This is a genomic window from Streptomyces sp. NPDC054842 (assembly GCF_053611025.1).
Genome location: NZ_JBSGZN010000022.1, coordinates 16,849 through 37,379, shown reverse-complemented (window position 1 = coordinate 37,379; position 20,531 = coordinate 16,849). Strand labels below are relative to the sequence as shown.

Below are 20,531 nucleotides of genomic sequence, written 5' to 3'. Positions count from 1 at the left end.
GGCATGGATGCCTCCCGTGCCCGCACGCGTCTGTGCCTGTCCGCGGCCGCCGCCTGCTCCGCCTCCCTGCTCGCCGGCTGCTCCGCCGCGGGCCCCGCGGCCACGGAGCGTCCGGCGACCACGGCGCGGGCCGCCGCGCCGAGGGCCGCCGGTGACCTCCAGGACGACTACCAGCGCGTCATCAGGGACGTCCTGCCGTCGGTCGTGCAGATCCAGGCACGCGACGACCTCGGCTCGGGGGTCGTGTACGACGACCGCGGGCACGTGGTCACCAACGCGCACGTGGTCGGGAACGAGAAGACGTTCCAGGTGACGACGGCCAACAGCGAGGACGTGCTGACCGCCCGGCTCGTCCACGCCTACCCGGAGCAGGACCTCGCCGTCATCAAGCTGGACAAGGTACCGCGCGGCATGCGGGCGGCGACGATGGGCGACTCGTCGAAGGTGGCCGTCGGCCAGATCGTCCTCGCGATGGGCTCGCCCCTCGGCCTGTCGTCCAGCGTGACGCAGGGCATCGTGTCGGCGACCGGACGCACCGTCAGCGAGGGCAGGTCGGGCGGCGGGACCGGCGCGACGATCCCGAACATGGTGCAGACGTCGGCCGCGATCAACCCGGGCAACAGCGGGGGCGCGCTGGTGGACCTGGACGGCAGGGTCGTCGGCATCCCGACGCTGGCCGCGGCGGATCCCGACCTGGGGGGCGGCGCGGCTCCCGGCATCGGGTTCGCCATCCCGGCGTCGATGGTGAGGACGGTCGCCGACCAGATCATCAAGGACGGCCGCGTCACCGACTCGGGACGGGCCGCGCTCGGCATCACGGGCCGCACCGTCGTGGACGGCGGCTACCGGGCCGCGGGGGTCGCCGTGGTCGAGGTCCAGCGGGGCGGCGCGGCCGGCCGGGCCGGCATCGAGCCGGGCGACATCATCACCCGGTTCGGCGGGACGGCCATCGGGACGATCACCTCGCTGACCGAGGCGCTGGCGGCCGAGAAGCCGGGCGACCGGGTCCCGGTCACGTACACCCGGAACGGCGGCGGGAAGACCGTCGACGTGACGCTGGGCGAGCAGTGAGCCGGCGGAGCCGCGCGGGGCGGGCCCTGCTCCCGCGGGCTCGCGCGGGACGGACGGCGGGCGGTGCTGCCGGGAGCGCGGCCCCCGGCAGCACCGGGGAGCTACGCCTCCTCGGCGTGCAGGCTCATCGGCCCGTAGATCTCCGCGCTGTCCTCGAACAGCCGCACCTGGTCGGCACCTCCGTCCGCGAGGTCCTTCCAGTGCTCCCCGATCCAGGACTCGGCGTCCCCCTGCGTGGTGAACTCCTCGGGCACGACAGCGGGCGGGACCTCCGCCCCGTCGGCCTTCTCGAACCGCCACGTCCATGCCGCCATGTACGCCTCCAAGGTATGAGCACACTGCACAGCGGGGGCCGGACAAGATCCAGCCCCTGCCCGAAGCCTAGCCGGACGCGCAAGACCTGCACCGACAGGCGAAAATCAGCTCCGTGGAACTGACACTGCTCGGCACCGGTGCCCCCGCGGGCCTCCCCCGCCCCGACTGTCCCTGCGCCGCCTGCGCCGCCGCGCTCGGCTCCGACGCGCGGGCGGCGACCGCGCTGCTGGTGGACGGGACCCTGCTGCTCGACCTCACGCCCGGTGTCGCGTTCGCCGCCGCCCGCGCCGGACGCTCGCTGGGCGGCGTACGGCAGGTGCTGCTCTCGCATCCGCACAACGGGCCCGCGGTCGAGGTCCCGGCGGGGCTGGCGCAGCCCGGGCGGGTGCCGGACGGGCGGGAGCTGGCGCTGCTGACCGGGCACCGGGTGCGGGCGGTGCCGCTGGACGCGCCGGGCACCGGGTACGCGGTGACGGGGCCCGACGGGCAGCGGCTGCTGTATCTGCCGCCGGGTGCGGCGCCGGCCGGGCTCGACGCGAACGGCGGGCCGTACGACATGGTCGTCGCCGACGTGACCGGGCGGCCGGACGCGCTGGCGAGGCTGCGGGCCGTGGGCGCCGTCGGGCCTACGACCGACGTCGTCGCGGCGCACCTGGACCACGACGTGCCGCCGGGGGCCGAGCTGAGCCGCCGGCTCGCCGCGGCCGGGGCGCGGGCGGTGCCGGACGGCACGACGCTGACCGTCGGCGTGTACGAGGACGTGCCGGACGTGCCGCGCCGCACCCTCGTGCTGGGCGGCGCCCGTTCCGGCAAGTCGGTCGAGGCGGAGCGCCGTCTGGAGGCGTTCCCCGACGTGCTGTACGTGGCGACGGGCGGCACCCGCGCCGGGGACGGCGAGTGGGCCTCGCGGGTGCACGCCCACCGCGAGCGCCGCCCGGGGTCCTGGCGCACGGTCGAGACCTGCGACCTCGTGCCCCTGCTCACCGAGGACGGTCCGCCGCTGCTCGTCGACTGCCTGTCCCTGTGGCTGACCGACGCCATGGACGCGGTGGGCGCCTGGGACGACGCGGAGTGGGCGGGCGGCGGCGAGCGGGCCCTGCGGCACCGGGCCGGCGAGCTGACCGACGCCGTGCGCCGCACACGCCGGACCGTCGTCGCCGTCTCGAACGAGGTCGGGTCCGGGATCGTGCCGGCCACCGCGTCGGGCCGCCGCTACCGCGACGAGCTGGGACGGCTGAACTCCGCCTTCGCGGCGGAGTGCGAGCACGTACTGCTGGTGGTGGCGGGCCAGGCGCTGCCGCTGCGGTCCTGAAACCGATCTTCACGCCCCGGTTCACGCCCCGCGGCGGGCGATGATCCGGTACGCGTTGGAGAAGCGGGTGCGGCTGAACAGCGGGGCGAGGGCGTGGTCCAGGGCGGAGGCCGCGGCCAGCAGGGGGACGGTGGCCTTCATGAGGACCGCGCGGAGGGCGCGCTGGAGTTCGGTGGGGGGCTTGGCCCGCCAGGGGGCGTCGACGTCGGGCAGCAGCCGGGCGAGCGCCAGCGCGAGAGCGCCCGTCAGGTCGTAGGGGATGTGGGGTTCGCGGCGGTCGGTGGCGACGATCTCGCAGCCCAGGGACTCCAGTTCGGCCAGCAGGTTGGGCAGCGGCAGCAGGTGCAGGTGCTGCGGCTGGCCGGAGTTCACCCACCAGCGGCCCAGCAGGGTGCCGAACACGCAGGCGGGGTCCGGGACTTCGACGAGGAGGTGGCCGCCGGGGCGTAGCGCGGACAGCGCCGCGCGCAGTTCGCCCCGCGGGTCGGGGGTGTGCTCCAGGTGGTGGAACATGCTCACGACGTCGTAGCGGCCCCGCACCCGGGCGGCGATCCCCGGGTCGGTGAGCCGGCCCAGATGGGCCTCGTCGACGCGGCCGGCCGCGTACGCCTTCTCGATCGCCACGGTGGCGTCGACGCCGTCGAAAGCGGTGTAGGGGTGCACCTGCCGGGCCGTCTCCGCGAAGTGCCCGTGCCCGGTGCCGACGTCGAGCCAGCTCTCCGGTTCCCGATAGCGGAGCATCGCGCGGGCGGCGGCGCGGTGGCGTCTGCGGCTGCCGCGGGCGGCGAGGATCCGTTCCGCGAAGCCGTCGTGCCCCTCGTGGAAGTCGAGGTGGTAGAAGGCCAGGCCCTCCGCGGTGAGCCGGGGGTTCTGGAAGGCGTGGGCGCAGTCCCGGCACTCGTCGACGACGAAGGTGCCCGGCTGGTGCCGGCGCAGGTTGGGCGTCCGCAGCCGGGTGCGCAGCCGGGTCGAACCGCACCAGGGGCAGTCCTCCCGGCGCGGTTCGTGGAAGCGGTCGGTGCCCTGGGCGAGTTCGCTGAGGTAGGCGGCTCGGCGCAGGGCGCTCGTCCGCGGGGTGGGGGTCATGAGCGGCTCCTGGACCCGGATGGCAATTCGATGCAAACCGGAACGTATGGGATCCCGATCATGGGTGCAATGACGTGGCTCCGCCGTGTTCGATCGCGGCCGGTACTGTTCGGCGAATGAGCTCGCTTAATCTCGACGACTTCACCGATCTCATCGAGCGCCCCGACGGTGGTGTACGCCGTGACGCCGAGGCGCGCAGGGAGCGGCAGGGCGTGCCGCCCGGGTCGCTCGGCCGCCTCGACGAACTCGGCGAGTGGCTGGCGGCGGCGCAGTCGGCGGTACCGGTGCGGCCCATCGAGCGGCCTCGCGCGGTGCTGTTCGCGGGCGACCACGGAATCGCCGGGCTCGGCGTGTCGGCCCGGCCCGCGGGCACCGCCGACCGGCTCGTGCGCTCGCTCCTGGAGGGTGCGGGACCCACCGCAATCCTGGCCCGCCGGCTCGGCGTGCCGGTGCGGGTGGTCGACATGGCCCTCGACTGCGACCCGGACGGGCTGCCGGACGAGGTCGTACGGCACCGGGTGCGGCGCGGGTCCGGGCGGATCGACGTCGAGGACGCGCTGACCCCCGAGGAGGCCGAGGCCGCGTTCCTGGCGGGCGTCGCCGTCGCGGACGAGGAGGCCGACTCCGGTACGGATCTCGTCGTCCTCGGCGACCTGAGCGTCGGCGGGACGACCGCGGCGGCGGTGCTCGTCGCCGCGCTGTGCGGGACGGACGCCTCCGTCGTCACCGGGCGGGGCGGGCAGCCCATCGACGACCTCGCGTGGATGCGCAAGTGTGCGGCGGTGCGGGACGCGTTGCGCCGGGCCCGGCCCGTGCTCGGGGACCAGCTCCAGCTGCTCGCCGCGGTGGGCGGGGCCGATCTCGCCGCCATGACCGGGTTCCTGCTCCAGTGCGCGGTGCGCAAGACGCCCGTCGTTCTCGACGGGGTGGTGTCCGCCGCGTGCGCCCTGGTCGCCCAGCGGGTCGCCTTCCGGGCGCCGGACTGGTGGCTGGCCGGGCAGCGCAGCGGGGAGCCTGCGCAGGCGAAGGCGCTCGACCGGATGGCGCTCGAACCCCTGCTTGATCACGGGGTCACCGTGGGTGAGGGGGCGGGGGCGTTGCTGGCGCTGCCGTTGGTGCAGGCTGCTGCCGCGTTGGCCGCGGAGTTGCCCGAGGTGGGGCTCGGGTCCCCGGAGAGTTCTCCGGGGGGCTCCTCTGTCGAGGGGGGTGCGGGGGGTGTTTCCTCGGGCGAGGGGGCCGGTGCGGATTCCGGTGCGGGGTCCGGTGCCTCGGAGGGGCGTCCCTGACCGGGCTGGCCTCGGTTTGGTTTCCCGTGCGGGTTTGTGGGGGCTGGGCGCGCCGTTCCTCGCCCCCCTGACCGGGGCCGGTTGGGTCCCGTGTGCGGGTTTGTGGGGGCTGGGCGCGCCGTTCCTCGCGCCCCTGGCCGGGCCTCCGTTGAGTTCTCCGTGCGGGTTTGTGGGGGCTGGGCGCGCCGTTCCTCGCGCCCCTGAACGGCCTCCGTTGAGTCCTCCGTGCGGGCTCGTGGGGGCTGGGCGCGCCGTTCCCCGCGCCCCTGACCGGGGCCGGTTGGGTCCCGTGTGCGGGTTTGTGGGGGCTGGGCGCGCCGTTCCTCGCGCCCCTGAACGGCCTCCGTTGAGTCCTCCGTGCGGGTTTGTGAGGGCTGGGCGCGCCGTTCCCCGCGCCCCTGACGGGGACCCGGGTGTCGTTTCTTGCGGTGTTGGCCCGGGGTGTTTGCGGGTCTTTGGGGGCTCGGGGGTGGCGGCGGGGTGTGAGGGGGCTTGGGACCTATCATCCCGGCTCATGGGAGATGTCCGAATTGCCACTGGGCGGGAGCGGGCCCCGGTCCGTCAGGGTGAGCGGGACGCCCGGCCCGCCGGCGTCCCACGCCGGGCCGCCGCCTTCGCCGTCTGGTATCTGCGGGGTGTCGCGTTCGTCAACTTCCTGAGTGCCGGGTGGGTCTCCCTGGGGCAGGACGTGCGACGGCACAACACGGACGACTACTTCACGCCGTACCTGCTGACGGCGGGCTTCGCCTCCGGTGTCTTCACGATGTTCCTCGCCCTCACCATGCGGCGCCGGAAGCGGGCCGCCTGGATCCTGAACCTGGTGCTCAGCGGTTCGTTCCTGCTGCTGTTCTCGTTCGCGATGACCTTCCCGGAGGTCCGGCGGTACCCCCAGAACTGGGTCTCGCTCGGCCTGACCGCGGCGTTCGTGGCGTCGCTCGTCGTCGGCCGGCGCGAGTTCTACGCGAAGGGCGACCGGTCGAACCCCAAGCTGGCGGCGGCCGTCGCGACCGGCGGGCTGCTGGTCACCTCGCTGCTGGCCGCGCTCCTGGTCACGGCCACCAACCAGGCGCCGGACGCCCGGATCTCGACGTTCACCGACCGCTGGCGCTACGGCACCCTGCGGCTCGTGTCCGTCGCCGCGGACGACGCGCACTTCCCCGGGATCGAGACGCCCAACTGGGTCAACGTCGCCGTCAACGGGTGCAGCACGCTGCTGGTCCTCGCCGTCCTGTACGCGGCCTTCCGCTCCCGCCGCGCCGTCGACCCGCTCACCGAGGACGACGAGAAGCGGCTGCGCGCCCTGCTGGACCGGCACGGCGACCGCGACTCGCTGGGCTACTTCTCGCTGCGCCGCGAGAAGAGCGTGGTGTGGTCGCCGACCGGCAAGGCGGCGGTGGCGTACCGCGTCGTGGGCGGGGTGTCGCTGGCGAGCGGTGACCCCGTCGGCGACCCCGAGGCATGGCCCGGCGCCATCGAGCCGTGGCTGGCCGAGGCGCGGGCGCACGGCTGGATCCCGGCGGTGATGGGCGCGAGCGAGGAGGCGGGCACGATCTACGCGCGGCACGGCCTGGACGCGCTGGAGCTGGGCGACGAAGCGCTCGTGGAGATCGCCGAGTTCACGCTGGAGGGGCGCGCCATGCGCACCGTCCGGCAGGCCTTCAACCGGATCAGGCGGGCGGGGTACGCGGTCCGCATCCGGCGGCACGAGGACATCCCCGCCGAGGAGCTGGCGTATCTGCTGCGGCGTGCGGACGACTGGCGGGACGGCGCCACCGAGCGCGGCTTCTCGATGGCGCTCGGGCGGCTCGGCGACCCGGAGGACGGGCGCTGCGTGATGCTCGAATGCACCGACCGGGACGGCGAGTTGCGGGCCGTGCTGTCCTTCGTGCCGTGGGGGCCACACGGTCTGTCGCTGGACCTGATGCGCCGGGACCGGGACTCCGACAACGGGCTGATGGAGTTCATGGTGATCGAACTCCTGCGCCGGGCCCGGGAGATCGGGATCACCCAGGTGTCCCTCAACTTCGCCATGTTCCGGTCCGTCTTCGAGCGGGGCGCCCGCCTGGGCGCGGGCCCGGTGCTGCGGCTGTGGCGCTCGCTGCTCAGCTTCTTCTCCCGCTGGTGGCAGATCGAGTCGCTGTACCGGGCCAACGCCAAGTACCGGCCGATCTGGGAGCCCCGCTTCCTGCTCTTCGAGAAGAGCGCGGACCTGCTGCGCATCGGGGTCGCCGCGGCGCGCGCCGAGGGGTTCCTGGAGGCGCCGGGGCTGCCGAAGTGGCTGCACCGCAAGCATCTGCAGACGCACCGCTGAGCACTCCGCCCGGCGGCGGTGTCAGTCGCCGCCGGGCAGGGAGCGGGCCGGCTCCGGGTCGGGCTTGCCGCCGATCAGGTCCTGGAGTCTGCGCCGGGGCGTCGCCCAGCGCCGGTCGTGGTGGTAGGCGCGCAGGCTGGACCGGGCGCGGGCGCGGGGCCGCCGGCGGTAGAAGCGCCTGGCCCACGGGGAGCCGGGGCGGGCCAGCCGGACCGCGCCGACGAGGGCCACCAGGGGGACGATCACCCCGAAGATCGCGGTGCGGGCCTTGCCCTTGCTGAGGGCGAGCAGCGCGAAGAGGAAGTTGACCGCGACGCTGACGATCACGCCGCCGCGGTCCTGTAGCTCGTCCTCGGTGAGGTCGTTGACCCCGAACGGCAGGAACCCGCTGAGCACGAGGCCGACCAGGGCGGCCGTGACCACGACGACCTCGACGCTCTTGCGTCCGGCCTCGGTCCAGTAGACGTCGTCCAGGTGCAGGATCAGCGCGAACTCGTCGAGGACCAGCCCCGCCCCCATGCCGAAGACGACGGCGAACGCGCCGGCGCCGAAGCCGTGCCGGCCGCTGGCCACCGCGCCGAAGCCGCCGATCACGGTCAGCACGACCCCGGGGACGACGTGGTGGATGTGCAGGTCGCCCGCCTTGACGTTGCCGAACGGGCCCTTGCCCGCCCGGATCATCCGGACGACGACACGGGTGATCACGAAGGTCAGCACGAAGGAGCCGAGCGCCAGCAGCAGGGGCAGCTTGCCCGGCTCGACGATGTTGCGATACACCCAATGACCCATATGCGAACTTTATCCACGACCGCTGTCCGCGCTCGTCCAGTCGGCGGATAGCCTGCGCCGGTGCCCAGGACCCCCCTTCCCGACAGCCTCCGCTTCGCCTTCGGCACCCTGACGGTGCTGCCCGTCGAGGTGACCCGCTGGGACCGCGACGCCGCCCGCGGCGGGATGCTGTGCGCGCCCGCGGCCGGACTGGTGGTCGGACTCGGCGCCGCCGGGGCCGGCGTGCTGCTGCTGGCGCTGGGCGCCGGTCCCCTGACGGCCGCCGTGGCCTCCGCCGCCGTACCGGCCGTGCTCACCCGGGGGCTGCACCTCGACGGGCTCGCCGACACGGCGGACGGTCTGGGCAGCGGGAAGCCCGCCGAGGACGCGCTGCGGATCATGAAGCAGTCGGACATCGGCCCCTTCGGGGTCATCACCCTGCTGTTCGTCCTGCTCGGCCAGGTGGCCGCCCTCGCGCAGGCGTACGGCGGCTCGTGGGGGCGCGGGGCCTGCGCGGCGGTCGTCTCGGCACTCGCCGCCCGGCTCGCCCTGACACTGGCCGCCCGCGCCGGGGTGCCGCCGGCCCGCCCCGAGGGGCTGGGGGCGGCGGTCGCGGGAGTGGTCCCGGTGCGCGGCGCGCTGCTCGTGGCGGCGCTGGTCCTCGGCGTGGCGGCGGGCACGGGGACGCTCTTCGGGACGTACGGGCCCCTGCGCGGCGCGTTCGCGGTGCTCGCCGCCTGCGCCGCCGCCGAACTGCTGCTGCGCCACTGCGTCCGCCGGTTCGGCGGCGTCACCGGTGACGTCTTCGGCGGGCTCGCGGAGACGGCGGCGACGACCGCGCTGGTCGTCCTGTCGCTGGGCTGAGGCGGGGCCGCCCCGGCGCGGCCCTCAGACCGCCCCCAGGCCGTGTGGCAGCGTCCCCCACGGATGGTCCCCGGCGCCGGGCACCGCGCAGTGCAGGCGGGCGCCGCGGGCCCGGGCCAGCGCGTCGAATCCGGAGCGGGGCGGCACACCGTGGACCAGGTGGCACACCGTCGCCCCGGCGCCGTCCCACGGCGGGGCGTCGAGCGCGCGGTACGTCTCCCAGGTGCCCTCGAAGGTGACCAGGATGTCCGCGACGCGGGCGTACGAGGGGTGCGGGAGCGTGCCGTGGTTGAGGGCGAGGGTGCGGCAGCCGGCGCCCCAGGCGGCCGCCGCGAGGCCCCGGTAGTACGCGAGCCGCTCCGGCCCGGAGGCGGCCTGGTCGAGGAAGGCGCCGTCGACGCCGTACCAGTCGCGGTGCCGGACCAGGTCGGCGACGACGTCGGCGTGCGGGCGGCGCCCGTAGTCCGTGTCGGCGTACCCCAGCACCCGCACGTCCGCGGCGCGCAGCCCGGCGACGACGTCGGCGAAGCCGGGGTCGGGGCGCTCGCCGGGTCCGCTGGCCGGGTTGAGGACGAGGCTGTGCAGGCGGGGCGCGGCGGCGAGGAGCGCCCGCCACTCGGCGGGCCGGACGGCGGGGTGTTCGTAGTAGGGCACGAGGAGCCGGCCGGGCGGGTCGGAGTCGGTCATCGGTGCGCCGTCGCCCTTCCCAGCAGCCCGCAGACCAGGCCGGTCAGCACGGTCGCCGCGGCGCCGGTCACCAGAAGGGCGGTGTGCTCCGGTCCGCCGGTCCCGGTGGCCAGGGCGGCGGTCTGGGCGAGGGCGGCGGCGCAGCAGACCGCGGCGGCGCTCACCACGGCGCCGAAGGACTGCAGCAGCAGCCCGGTCCACAGCACCACGCCGAGCAGCAGCAGCCCGGCGAGGCGGGTGCCGCCGGTACCGGGCGCCTGGGGCCACACGGCGGACGCGGCGACGCCGAGCACGAGCAGCGCCGCGAGGTAGCCGCTGAGGCAGCGGACCAGGGTGAGGGCGGTGGTCCGGCGGAAGTCCCTCGCCGTGCCGCTGGACCGCAGCCCGGCGAGGCTGCCGCTGCGGAACCGGAAGAGGAGCCACTCGGCCGGGCCCATGCTGAGCGTGAGGGCCACCGCGGCCGGCGCGGCGGCCGCGGAGTGCGCGCCGGCCAGGATGTCGCCGAGTCCCGCGTACAGGACGAGGACGCCGGTGCCGAGCCCGAACAGGGCGTAGGGCACGGATCCGGCGAGCGGGGGCGCGGCGGTGCGGGTGCGCGGCCCGGGGGCGCCCGTCGCGCCGTACGGCCCGAACGGCAGCAGCGCCGCGAGCCCGGCGGCCCAGCCGCCCTTGCCGGGTGCGCGCACCGCGGGTGCCACCTCGCGCAGGGCGAGGAGGGCGACCGCGGCGAGCGAGCCCAGCAGCAGTGCCGCCCGGACGGCGCCGGGGACCGGGCGGGCGAGGTCCACCAGGGCGCCGGCCGCCATAGGCAGCAGGGCGGCGGTGAGGGCCCGCTCCCGTCCCATCACCAGGAGTACGGTGGCCGCGCCCAGGTAGCAGGACTGGCCGGCGGCGAAGGCGACGGCGGCGCCCGCGTCGGCGGAGTCCGCCGCGGCGAGGGCCACCAGGGAACCGAGGACGGCCCCCGCGGGGGCACCGGCGAGCAGGGAGCGCCGGGCCGCCGCGCGGTCGCCGAGGCCCAGCCAGGAGTAGGCGCGGTGGGCGAGCCCCTGGTTCCAGGTCCAGCCGCACAGCGCTCCGGCGAGGAGCGGGACGGTTCCGGCCGGGAGGCCGAGGCGGTCGTGGGGCCCGGCGAGGAACGGGGCGCCCAGGACGTAGCCGAGACCGGGCAGGGCGAAGACGACCCCGCGCAGCAGGCAGCCGAGCAGTCCCTGCCGCCACGGGTCGGGGGCGGTTCCCGCCGGTTCGGGATGGCTGCGCTCGACGCGTTCGAAGAGTTCCTCGGCGAGCGCGAAGGAGTTGCGGCAGCCGTAGCGCTCGCGGATCTGGTCGTCCGACATGCCGTCGGACTCCAGGAGGGCGGCTATCTCGTCCGGGTGGACGGAGGCCGCCACGAACTCGCCCAGCCGCTCGGCGAGTTCGTCGATGGGGTCGGGGTGCGGCCGGTCCGGCGAGCGGCGCTGCCGCGGTACGTGCGGGAGGACGTCCTCGTAGGTCCCGGGCGGCATCCGGAGGGAACCGCTCACCAGTCCGCTCCGTCCGTGGCGACCGCCTGGTACCAGGGGTCGCGCAGTTCGAGGGTCCAGTCGGCGACGGTCTCCACGGTCGGCTCGTAGACCTCGGGCAGGCCCGCGAGTTCCTGGTAGATCGTGCGGAAGGCGTCGACGGAGCGGCGCAGGGTGAAGCGGTCGATGACCCGCTGGCGCGCCGACCGGCCCAGTTCCAGGCGCCGTTCGTCGTCCCGGAGCAGGGTCAGGGCGGCGGCGGCCATCTTCTCCGGTTCGCGCGGCGGCACCACGAGTCCGGTGTCGCCGACGGCCTCGCACACCCCGCCGACGTCGGTGGAGACCGTGGTACGGCCGCAGGACATGGCCTCGATGATCGAGAAGGGGAAGCCCTCGGAGATGGAGGAGAGCATCACCACGTGACCGGCCGCGTACGCCCGCCAGACCTCGGTGATGCGGCCCTCGAAGGTCAGGCCGTCGGTGACGCCGAGTTCTGCGGCGAGCTTCTCCAGCCGGGTCAGGTACGCCTCCCCGCCGGGCGGCACCGGCCCGAACAGCCGCAGCCGGGTCTCGGGCATCTCGGCGCGCACCATGCCGTAGGCGCGCAGCAGGGTCTCCAGGTCCTTGATCGGGTCGACGCGGCCGCACCAGGTGAGGGTCGGCACCTCGGGTTCGGGTCCCGCGTGCGGGAAGGCGTGCGGGTCGACGCCGTTGTAGACGGTGCGGATCCGGTCGGCGTCGGCGCCGCCGCGCTCCTCCCAGCGGCGGTTGTACTGGTTGCAGGGCGTGATCAGGTCGGCGGCGCGGTAGCCGAAGGAGTTGAGGGCGCGGTAGAAGCCGAGCATGAACGCCTTGACGGGCCAGCGCTGTTCGGCGCTGCGGTAGCCGAGGTAGCGCTCGCGCAGGTAGATGCCGTGCTCGGTGAGCAGGAACGGGACCCCGTCGAGCCGGCGGGCGGCCAGTGCGGGCAGAGTGGCCAGACCGCTGCTGACGGCGTGGGCGACGGAGTCCTCGGGGATGCGCACGCCGAGCGGGCGCAGCGCGTGTTCCAGGAGGTCGGTGGCGGTCAGCGCGTCGTGCACGGTGGGCCGGGCGGCGGCGGTGGGCAGGTGGGGCATCGTCCATATCCACATCAGCGAGCGCAACGCGGTCTCGGAGCGCAGGGCCGCCGAGAGCCGTCCGTCGCGGGCCAGGGCCGCCAGTTCGCACAGGGCCTGCCCGAAGTCGGTCTGGGCGTCCGGGTCGAGGAAGGACAGCAGGAAGCGCTCGTAGGTGTCGGCGAAGCGGCGGCGGGCTCCTCCCCGGGGCGCCCGGCCGCGTCCCGGCCGCGGTCCCCAGGTCGGCACCGTCGTGTGGCGGCTGATGTTGGGCGGCAGTTCCCAGGTCACGGGTTCGCGGCCGCTGCCGGTGAGCGAGACGACGTGGAAGTCGACCTCGGGCATGCCCTTGACGAGCTGGTCGCACCAGGTGCTGACGCCGCCGTGGACGTGCGGATAGGTGCCTTCGGTGAGCATGGTGACATGACGGCCTGTGCGCATCGTGCGCGTTCCCCCCTGTGGTGTGCCGCTTCCGGGGGGCACCCCGGGCCCCCCGGTCGTGCGGCGCGGCGCGCACCCCCGCCGGTCGGACCGGGGTGCACGCCGCGCCGTCGTGCTGCTGGGCCGCCGGGCTAAGGCAGCGTCAGCTTGAGGGCGGCCTGCAGAGCCTCGGGTGTGGTCCAGGCCGAGCGCCTGCCCGCGTACGGCGTCCCGAACACGCTGGTGCCGAGGAGCATCTGCTTCCTGGTGCCCTCGGGCGCGGTCACCGGGATCTGGGTCCCGGACGGGGCGCTGACGGTCACGGTCCGGCCGACGCGGTACGCGGTGACCTTGCCGTTCGCGACGGCGGTCCGCCAGTCGGCGCGGCGCTTGAGCTCGGTGCCGATCGCGCTCTGCCGGGGGTTCTCCAGCGGGGCGTTGTCGGCGTACAGCGCCCGGTAACCGGCGAGCACCTTGTCCAGGACCGGGTACAGCAGCCGGTCCTCGGCCAGGTTGGACTGGTGCACGTAGTGCGGTCGCGGGTCGTTGGAGATGGCGTGCCCGAGGGCGGTGCGCGCCTCCTGCGGGACGATGTACGACGCGTAGCCGGTGGCCGTGTCGAGGGGCTCCGGCATGCAGGTGGACGTGGGGTTGTCCTCGCAGACGCCGCTGCCGCCGTCGGCCCTGGACGTGTAGACCCAGTTGTACTCGTCGGTCATCTCGGCGCCGGTGCCCACGTTGTAGTACACGTTCATCGGGTGGCGGGGCACGGTCAGCGCGCCGCCCACGGGGCGCTGCTCGGGCTCGCGGGAGTTGTCCGAGCCCGTCCACTTGATGCCGTTGTCGGAGAGCGCTCCGGCCAGGTTCGGGTTGTCGGCGGGCTGCTGCGGCAGCGTCTTGAGGCCCGAGTGCTCGCCGGTCACCAGCTCGGTGCGGTCGAGCGGCAGGCCCTTGGCGACGCCCCAGGCGTGGTTGTCGCGGATCTGCGCCGAGATGTCGGAGCGGCTCATGTACCGGACCGAGCCGTCCGCGTTCTTCGCGCACGTCCAGGGCACCGTCGTGGTGTCCTGCACGCAGCCGAGGAAGGCGTGGGTGTAGGTGTGGTTGATCCAGCGGTACTTGGCCCGGTCGGCGAGCAGCTTGTCGGTGAGGGCGTCGGTGCCGCCGTGCTCGCTCTTCCACTCCTCGCCCGAGCCGGCGTTGTAGACCATGTCGAGCGTGAAGCCGCTGGACTGCTGCCACTGGGCCGCGTAGGAGGCGTCGGCCGCCGTCATCCGGACCGGGGTGGTGGTCTCCTCCCCGTCGCCGCCGACGCAGTCGAGGTCGCCCGGGGTGCAGTTGCGCTCGGTGTCCCAGCGGGCGTCGGGCGCGAAGACGTCGTCGACGTGCACGGCGAAGGAGTTGCGGCTGCGCCCGAGGTGGATGCCCTGGGTCAGCCATTCGACGATGCCGCGGGCGAGGACGCGGAACTGCTGCTGGTACTGGTTGTAGGCGAAGGTCACCACGAGTTCGCGGCGGCCGTCGTGGGCGTACTCGCCGACGAGGCTGGCGCGTCCGGTGCCCTCCGGTACGGCCGTGTCGACGTAGCTGGTGAAGCCGGCCCGGGGCTTCGCCAGGAATCCGTAACTCTCGGGTGTGTCGGCGGAGTTGTCCTCGAAGGTGAGCGGCCCGTCGAGGTAGCCGAAGGGCCCCGCCTGCCCCGCCGTGGTGACGGCCGCCTCCCGGCCGTCGAGGCTGCCGCTGTAGCCGCCGTCGCTGGTGTACTCCAGGCCGACCTCCGGGTGGGCCCAGGTGTAGGCGTCGACCTGCGGGATGCCGAAGGTCTTCTCGTACGCCTCCAGGGCGGTCTGCTCGGCGGAACCGGCGCCGAACGGGGCCTCGTTGGGCAGCACCACCCCCTGGTAGCGGGCGCGCGGCGTGCCGCCCACCGTGTCGCTCAGGAAGGCCGCGTCGATCGTCGGACGGTTCGGGTCGTTGAGGTTCACCGTGGTGTACGGGACGCCGGTGCTCTTGAGCTCGGCGGCGATGGCCTGGACGGGGCTGTCGCCGTTGTCCACGAGCAGGACCTTGAGGTCGATGCGCGGCTCGGCCGCCGCCGAGGCTCCGGGCGCCGCCCCCAGGCCCGTCACCAGCAGACCGGCGGCCGCCAGGGCGGCCGTCGTGTTTCTCCATCGGGGCGCGATTCGCGCCATGTTCGTCCTCCCCCAGAAAAGATCCCCATGTGCTCGCTCCGAGGAGGATCCGTGGAAATGATGCAAAGCGGCGGGTGGGCCGCTCACCGGAACGCGACGAGTGTGTCCCAGGTCACGAGCATCGGGGGCGACAAGTGGCCATGACGCCACTGAGGAGTGAACGGCCGCAGAAATGAGCGAAAGCCCGGCCCGCGCGTAGGCTCGACCCCGGCACCACCGGGCCCGGTCCGAGCGGCCGCCCCCCACCGATCTAGGGTCTGTTGCACAGGCTCGGTCGACCCACCCCCGCTCGACCGTCCACATTTCAACGGAAGCGAGATTTCACCACCGTGACTGCTCTCACTCTCAGCACCTCCGCGGCGTCCGGTCTGCGCGCCGACGCCATCGTGGTCGGTGTCGCGAAGGGCGCCAAGGGCCCGGTCGTCGCCCCGGGCGCCGAGGCCGTGGACAAGGCGTACGACGGCAGGCTCGCCGACGTCCTCCAGACCCTCGGCGCCTCGGGTGCCGAGGGCGAGGTGACGAAGCTGCCCGCGCCGTCCGGCTTCAAGGCCCCCGTGGTGGTCGCGGTCGGCCTGGGCGCCCTGCCGGAGAAGGACGAGGCCCACACCGCCGAGTCCCTGCGCCGCGCCGCCGGTGCCGCCGCCCGCGCGCTGGCCGGCACCAAGAAGGCCGCCTTCGCTCTGCCGCTGGCCGACCCGGCCGACGCCGGTGCCGTCGGCGAGGGCGCGCTCCTCGGCGCGTACTCCTTCGACGCCTACAAGGAGAACGGCTCGGCCAAGGGCGGCAAGGCCGCGGGCAACGGCAAGGCGCCGCTGGCCGAGATCGTGCTGCTCGGCGGCAAGCCCCGCGACAAGGCGTACAAGGCCGCCGTCGAGCGTGCCGTCGCCGTCACGGAGGAGCTGAACCGCGCCCGCGACCTGATCAACACCCCGCCGAACGACCTGACCCCGGAGGCCTTCGCGGCCGTCGCGCAGGCCGCGGCCAAGGAGCACGGCATCAAGGTGCAGGTGCTCGACGAGAAGGCCCTGGCCAAGGGCGGCTACGGCGGCATCCTCGGCGTCGGCGCCGGTTCCGCCGCCGCTCCCCGCCTGGTCAAGCTCTCGTACACCAGCTCCAAGGCGAAGAAGCACCTCGCCCTGGTCGGCAAGGGCATCACGTACGACTCGGGCGGCATCTCCCTGAAGCCGGCCGGCCACAACGAGACGATGAAGTGCGACATGAGCGGTGCCGCGGCGGTCTTCGCCGCCGTCGTCGCCGCCGCGCGCCTCGGCCTGGAGGTGAACGTCACCGGCTGGCTGGCGCTCGCCGAGAACATGCCCTCGGGTTCCGCGACCCGTCCCGGCGACGTGCTGCGCATGTACAGCGGCAAGACCGTCGAGGTCCTCAACACGGACGCCGAGGGCCGCCTGGTCCTCGCCGACGCCCTGTGGAAGGCGTCCGAGGAGCAGCCCGACGCGATCGTCGACGTGGCGACCCTGACCGGCGCCATGGTGCTGGCCCTCGGCAACCGCACGTTCGGCGTGATGGCCAACGACGACGCGTTCCGCACCGCGATCGTGGAGGCCGCGGAGGAGGTCGGCGAGGACTCCTGGCCGATGCCGCTCCCCGCCCACCTGCGCAAGGGCATGGACTCCCCCACCGCCGACATCGCCAACATGGGCGAGCGGATGGGCGGCGGCCTGGTGGCCGGCCTGTTCCTCCAGGAGTTCGTGGGCGAGGGCATCACCTGGGCGCACCTGGACATCGCCGGCCCCGCCTTCAACGAGCAGGGCCCCTTCGGCTACACCCCGAAGGGCGGCACCGGCTCCGCGGTCCGCACGCTGGTCCGCCTCGCCGAGCTGACGGCGGCGGGCGACCTGGGCTGAGGCCCGCCCGACCGAGCCCCGGGCCGTCCGGCCCGGGGCTCGGTCGTCCGTCCGGGCGCCGTCCGGGTGCACACAGACGGCGCCCTCGACGAAATCCGTACATTCGTACGCAGTCCCACCCCTCGCACGTGATGGAACAGACGTCTCACACCCCGGCCCGGCGTCCCGCCTCCGTCCGACAAGTGCGAAGATGGGTTCTCGGCAGGACAGGGCCCCCACCACAGGGCCGAAGAAGAGCGGCCGGACACCAGCCGACCGACCGGTCAACCACCCGCAAGGGACCACGGTGCCGGCGTAGGCGCACATGCATGGAGGACGTGACGTGGCGAACGACGCCAGCACCGTTTTCGACCTAGTGATCCTCGGCGGCGGTAGCGGCGGTTACGCCGCGGCCCTGCGCGGGGCGCAGCTGGGCCTGGACGTCGCCCTGATCGAGAAGGGCAAGGTCGGCGGCACCTGCCTGCACAACGGATGCATCCCCACCAAGGCTCTGCTGCACGCCGGTGAGATCGCCGACCAGGCGCGCGAGAGCGAGCAGTTCGGTGTGAAGGCCACCTTCGAGGGCATCGACATGGCGGCCGTCCACAAGTACAAGGACGACGTGATCTCGGGCCTCTACAAGGGTCTGCAGGGTCTCATCGCCTCCCGCAAGGTGACGTACATCGAGGGCGAGGGGCGCCTCTCCTCCCCCACCTCCGTCGACGTCAACGGCCAGCGTGTCCAGGGCCGCCACGTGCTGCTCGCGACCGGCTCCGTGCCGAAGTCGCTGCCGGGCCTGGAGATCGACGGCAACCGCATCATCTCCTCGGACCACGCGCTCGTGCTGGACCGCGTCCCGCAGTCGGCGATCGTGCTGGGCGGCGGCGTCATCGGCGTCGAGTTCGCCTCGGCGTGGAAGTCCTTCGGCACCGACGTGACGGTCATCGAGGGCCTCAAGCACCTCGTCCCGGTCGAGGACGAGAACTCCTCCAAGCTGCTGGAGCGCGCGTTCCGCAAGCGCGGCATCAAGTTCAGCCTGGGCACCTTCTTCTCGAAGGCCGAGTACACCCAGAACGGCGTCAAGGTCACCCTGGCCGACGGCAAGGAGTTCGAGGCCGAGGTCCTCCTCGTCGCCGTCGGACGCGGCCCGGTCTCGCAGGGCCTCGGCTACGAGGAGCAGGGCGTCGCGATGGACCGCGGCTACGTCCTGGTCGACGAGTACATGCGCACGAACGTGCCGACGATCTCCGCCGTCGGCGACCTGGTCCCGACGCTCCAGCTCGCGCACGTCGGCTTCGCCGAGGGCATCCTGGTGGCGGAGCGTCTGGCCGGTCTGAAGACCGTTCCGATCGACTACGACGGCGTGCCTCGGGTGACGTACTGCCACCCCGAGGTCGCCTCCGTGGGCATCACCGAGGCCAAGGCCAAGGAGATCTACGGTGCGGACAAGGTCGTCGCCCTGAAGTACAACCTCGCGGGCAACGGCAAGAGCAAGATCCTCAAGACCGCGGGCGAGATCAAGCTCGTCCAGGTCAAGGACGGTGCCGTGGTCGGCGTCCACATGGTCGGCGACCGTATGGGCGAGCAGGTCGGCGAAGCCCAGCTGATCTACAACTGGGAAGCGCTGCCCGCCGAGGTCGCCCAGCTGATCCACGCCCACCCGACGCAGAGCGAGGCGCTCGGCGAGGCTCACCTGGCTCTCGCGGGCAAGCCGCTGCACTCCCACGACTGATCAGCCGCCCGAGGCCGATCCGTCACTGCGTCGCACCCGGGCGCGACGACCACAGACTTCCGCACATTCGTAAGGAGCAACAGAAACCATGCCGGTTTCCGTAACCCTTCCGGCGCTCGGCGAGAGCGTCACCGAGGGCACCGTCACCCGCTGGCTGAAGGCCGAGGGCGAGCGCGTCGAGGCCGACGAGCCGCTGCTGGAGGTGTCGACCGACAAGGTCGACACCGAGATCCCCTCCCCCGCCGCCGGTGTGCTCGCCTCCATCAAGGTCGCCGAGGACGAGACGGTCGAGGTCGGCGCCGAGCTGGCCGTCATCGACGACGGCACGGGCGCGCCCGCCGCCGCCGCTCCGGCCGCCGAGCCCGAGCCCGAGGCCGCCCCCGAGCCCCAGGCCGCCCCCGAGCCGGCCCCGCAGGCCACCCCGTCCACCGAGCAGGCCGCGCCCGCGCCCGCCCCGACCGCCGAGGCCGCCACCGGCGGCTCCGGCGCCGAGGGCACCGACGTGGTCCTGCCCGCGCTGGGCGAGTCCGTCACCGAGGGCACCGTCACCCGCTGGCTGAAGGAGGTCGGCGAGGAGGTCTCCGAGGACGAGCCCCTGCTCGAGGTCTCCACGGACAAGGTCGACACCGAGATCCCCTCGCCCGCCTCCGGCGTACTCCTGGAGATCGTGGTCGGCGAGGACGAGACCGCCGAGGTCGGCGCCAAGCTCGCCGTCATCGGCGCGCCCGGCGCCGCTCCGGCCGCGGCCCCCGCCGAGGCCCCCGCGGCCCCGGCCGCCGAGCCCGCCCCGGCTCCGGCTCCGGCTCCCGCCGAGCCCGCCCCGGCTCCGGCTCCCGCCCAGGCCGCTCCGGCCCCGGCTCCGGCCGCCCCGCAGGCGCCGTCGGCTCCCGCGCCGCAGCAGCAGACCACCCCCGCGCCCGACCCGGTCCCGGCGGCTCCCGCCCCGGCCCCGGCTCCCGTCACCCCGGCCCCGGCGCCCGCCGCGACCTCCGGTGACGAGGGTGCGTACGTGACCCCGCTGGTGCGCAAGCTCGCCGCCGAGAACGGCGTCGACCTGTCCTCCGTCAAGGGCACCGGCGTCGGCGGCCGCATCCGCAAGCAGGACGTCATCGCCGCCGCCGAGGCCGCGAAGGCCGCCGCCCCGGCTCCGGCCGCGGCCGCCGCCCCCGCCGGCCCGAAGGCCCCCGCGCTGGAGGCCTCCCCGCTGCGCGGCCAGACCGTCAAGATGCCCCGCATCCGCAAGGTCATCGGCGACAACATGGTCAAGGCCCTGCACGAGCAGGCCCAGCTGTCCTCGGTCGTCGAGGTCGACGTCACCCGCCTGATGCGCCTGCGCAACCAGGCCAAGGACTCCTTCGCCGCCCGCGAGGGCGTCAAGCTGTCCCCGATGCCGTTCTTCGTCAAGGCCGCGGCCCAGGCGCTCAAGGCCCACCCGGCCGTGAACGCCCGGATCAACGTCGACGAGGGCACCATCACCTACTTCGACACCGAGAGCATCGGTATCGCGGTGGACTCCGAGAAGGGCCTGATGACCCCGGTCATCAAGCACGCGGGCGACCTGAACATCGCCGGCATCGCCAAGGCCACCGCCGAGCTGGCGGGCAAGGTCCGGGCCAACAAGATCACTCCGGACGAGCTGTCCGGCGCGACCTTCACGATCAGCAACACCGGCTCGCGCGGTGCGCTGTTCGACACGATCATCGTGCCGCCGAACCAGGTCGCCATCCTGGGCATCGGCGCCACCGTCAAGCGTCCGGCGGTCATCGAGACCGCCGAGGGCACCGTCATCGGCATCCGCGACATGACGTACCTGACGCTCTCCTACGACCACCGTCTGGTGGACGGCGCCGACGCGGCCCGCTACCTGACCGCGGTCAAGGCGATCCTGGAGGCGGGCGAGTTCGAGGTCGAGCTCGGCCTGTAGTCCGCATCCGCTTGTACGGCGCCCCCGTCCGGAGCTCTCCGGGCGGGGGCGCCGTGCTGCCGCCCCGTGGTCCCGGGTCCCCGCCGGACCGGCGGTGCGGGCCGGCCGGTCACCGCG

Annotated in this window: 15 protein-coding genes; 8 read left to right on the top strand and 7 right to left on the bottom strand. The window is 74.1% G+C overall.

The annotated features are described in order from the left end of the window. Positions 1-3 precede the first annotated feature (3 nt). The gene (locus ACWGIS_RS18820; RefSeq protein WP_453363554.1) at positions 4-1,071 is read left to right on the top strand and encodes a S1C family serine protease; all 1,068 of its coding nucleotides are present in this window, start codon (positions 4-6) and stop codon (positions 1,069-1,071) included. 101 nt (positions 1,072-1,172) lie between these two features. Here ACWGIS_RS18820 and ACWGIS_RS18815 read toward each other — a convergent pair whose 3' ends face one another. Further along, positions 1,173-1,385, bottom strand: coding sequence for a hypothetical protein (locus ACWGIS_RS18815; RefSeq protein WP_453363553.1), 213 nt, complete (start codon positions 1,383-1,385; stop codon positions 1,173-1,175). Between the two features lie 113 nt (positions 1,386-1,498). Between ACWGIS_RS18815 and ACWGIS_RS18810 the strand changes: the two genes are divergently transcribed. Next, complete coding sequence (locus ACWGIS_RS18810; protein ID WP_453363552.1) at positions 1,499-2,698, top strand: bifunctional adenosylcobinamide kinase/adenosylcobinamide-phosphate guanylyltransferase; 1,200 nt, start codon at positions 1,499-1,501, stop codon at positions 2,696-2,698. Between the two features lie 21 nt (positions 2,699-2,719). Here ACWGIS_RS18810 and ACWGIS_RS18805 read toward each other — a convergent pair whose 3' ends face one another. Beyond that, positions 2,720-3,784, bottom strand: coding sequence for a class I SAM-dependent methyltransferase (locus tag ACWGIS_RS18805; RefSeq protein ID WP_453363551.1), 1,065 nt, complete (start codon positions 3,782-3,784; stop codon positions 2,720-2,722). Positions 3,785-3,900: 116 nt separating this feature from the next. Here ACWGIS_RS18805 and cobT point away from each other — a divergent pair, with 116 nt between their 5' ends. Both cobT and ACWGIS_RS18795 read left to right on the top strand, forming a co-directional pair. Further along, positions 3,901-5,070 carry a nicotinate-nucleotide--dimethylbenzimidazole phosphoribosyltransferase gene (cobT, locus tag ACWGIS_RS18800; protein WP_453363550.1) on the top strand — a complete coding sequence of 390 codons (1,170 nt, stop codon included), beginning with the start codon at positions 3,901-3,903 and terminating at the stop codon, positions 5,068-5,070. Positions 5,071-5,584: 514 nt separating this feature from the next. Beyond that, a complete protein-coding gene (locus tag ACWGIS_RS18795) occupies positions 5,585-7,381 on the top strand; it encodes a phosphatidylglycerol lysyltransferase domain-containing protein (protein ID WP_453363549.1) in 1,797 nt (598 codons plus the stop codon). Between the two features lie 21 nt (positions 7,382-7,402). Here the strand turns inward: ACWGIS_RS18795 and ACWGIS_RS18790 are convergent, their stop codons facing one another. After that, positions 7,403-8,170 (bottom strand): hypothetical protein, encoded by a 768-nt coding sequence (locus ACWGIS_RS18790; protein WP_453363548.1) that lies wholly within the window; start codon positions 8,168-8,170, stop codon positions 7,403-7,405. A 60-nt stretch (positions 8,171-8,230) separates the two neighbouring features. Here ACWGIS_RS18790 and ACWGIS_RS18785 point away from each other — a divergent pair, with 60 nt between their 5' ends. Next, complete coding sequence (locus tag ACWGIS_RS18785; protein WP_453363547.1) at positions 8,231-9,013, top strand: adenosylcobinamide-GDP ribazoletransferase; 783 nt, start codon at positions 8,231-8,233, stop codon at positions 9,011-9,013. Positions 9,014-9,037: 24 nt separating this feature from the next. On the opposite strand, the gene ACWGIS_RS18780 is transcribed toward ACWGIS_RS18785, so the two are convergent. The 4 genes from ACWGIS_RS18780 to ACWGIS_RS18765 all read right to left on the bottom strand — a co-directional run bounded on the left by ACWGIS_RS18780 (position 9,038) and on the right by ACWGIS_RS18765 (position 14,914). After that, on the bottom strand, positions 9,038-9,700 hold the full coding sequence (locus ACWGIS_RS18780) for a spherulation-specific family 4 protein (protein WP_453363546.1): 663 nt from the start codon (positions 9,698-9,700) through the stop codon (positions 9,038-9,040). After that, positions 9,697-11,226 carry a hypothetical protein gene (locus ACWGIS_RS18775; RefSeq protein WP_453363545.1) on the bottom strand — a complete coding sequence of 510 codons (1,530 nt, stop codon included), beginning with the start codon at positions 11,224-11,226 and terminating at the stop codon, positions 9,697-9,699. The genes ACWGIS_RS18780 and ACWGIS_RS18775 overlap by 4 nt, the downstream gene beginning before the upstream one ends. Next, a complete protein-coding gene (gene pelF / locus ACWGIS_RS18770; protein ID WP_453363544.1) occupies positions 11,223-12,743 on the bottom strand; it encodes a GT4 family glycosyltransferase PelF in 1,521 nt (506 codons plus the stop codon). Before pelF ends, ACWGIS_RS18775 begins: the two co-directional genes overlap by 4 nt. Before the next feature lie 131 nt (positions 12,744-12,874). Then, complete coding sequence (locus tag ACWGIS_RS18765; protein ID WP_453363543.1) at positions 12,875-14,914, bottom strand: hypothetical protein; 2,040 nt, start codon at positions 14,912-14,914, stop codon at positions 12,875-12,877. Between the two features lie 329 nt (positions 14,915-15,243). On the opposite strand from ACWGIS_RS18765, the gene ACWGIS_RS18760 reads away from it, so the two are divergent. The 3 genes from ACWGIS_RS18760 to sucB all read left to right on the top strand — a co-directional run bounded on the left by ACWGIS_RS18760 (position 15,244) and on the right by sucB (position 20,414). Next, positions 15,244-16,779, top strand: coding sequence for a leucyl aminopeptidase (locus ACWGIS_RS18760; RefSeq protein ID WP_453363542.1), 1,536 nt, complete (start codon positions 15,244-15,246; stop codon positions 16,777-16,779). A 322-nt stretch (positions 16,780-17,101) separates the two neighbouring features. Beyond that, the gene (lpdA, locus tag ACWGIS_RS18755; protein ID WP_453363541.1) at positions 17,102-18,490 is read left to right on the top strand and encodes a dihydrolipoyl dehydrogenase; all 1,389 of its coding nucleotides are present in this window, start codon (positions 17,102-17,104) and stop codon (positions 18,488-18,490) included. 88 nt (positions 18,491-18,578) lie between these two features. Beyond that, positions 18,579-20,414 (top strand): 2-oxoglutarate dehydrogenase, E2 component, dihydrolipoamide succinyltransferase, encoded by a 1,836-nt coding sequence (gene sucB / locus ACWGIS_RS18750; RefSeq protein ID WP_453363540.1) that lies wholly within the window; start codon positions 18,579-18,581, stop codon positions 20,412-20,414. The last annotated feature ends 117 nt before the right edge of the window (positions 20,415-20,531 follow it).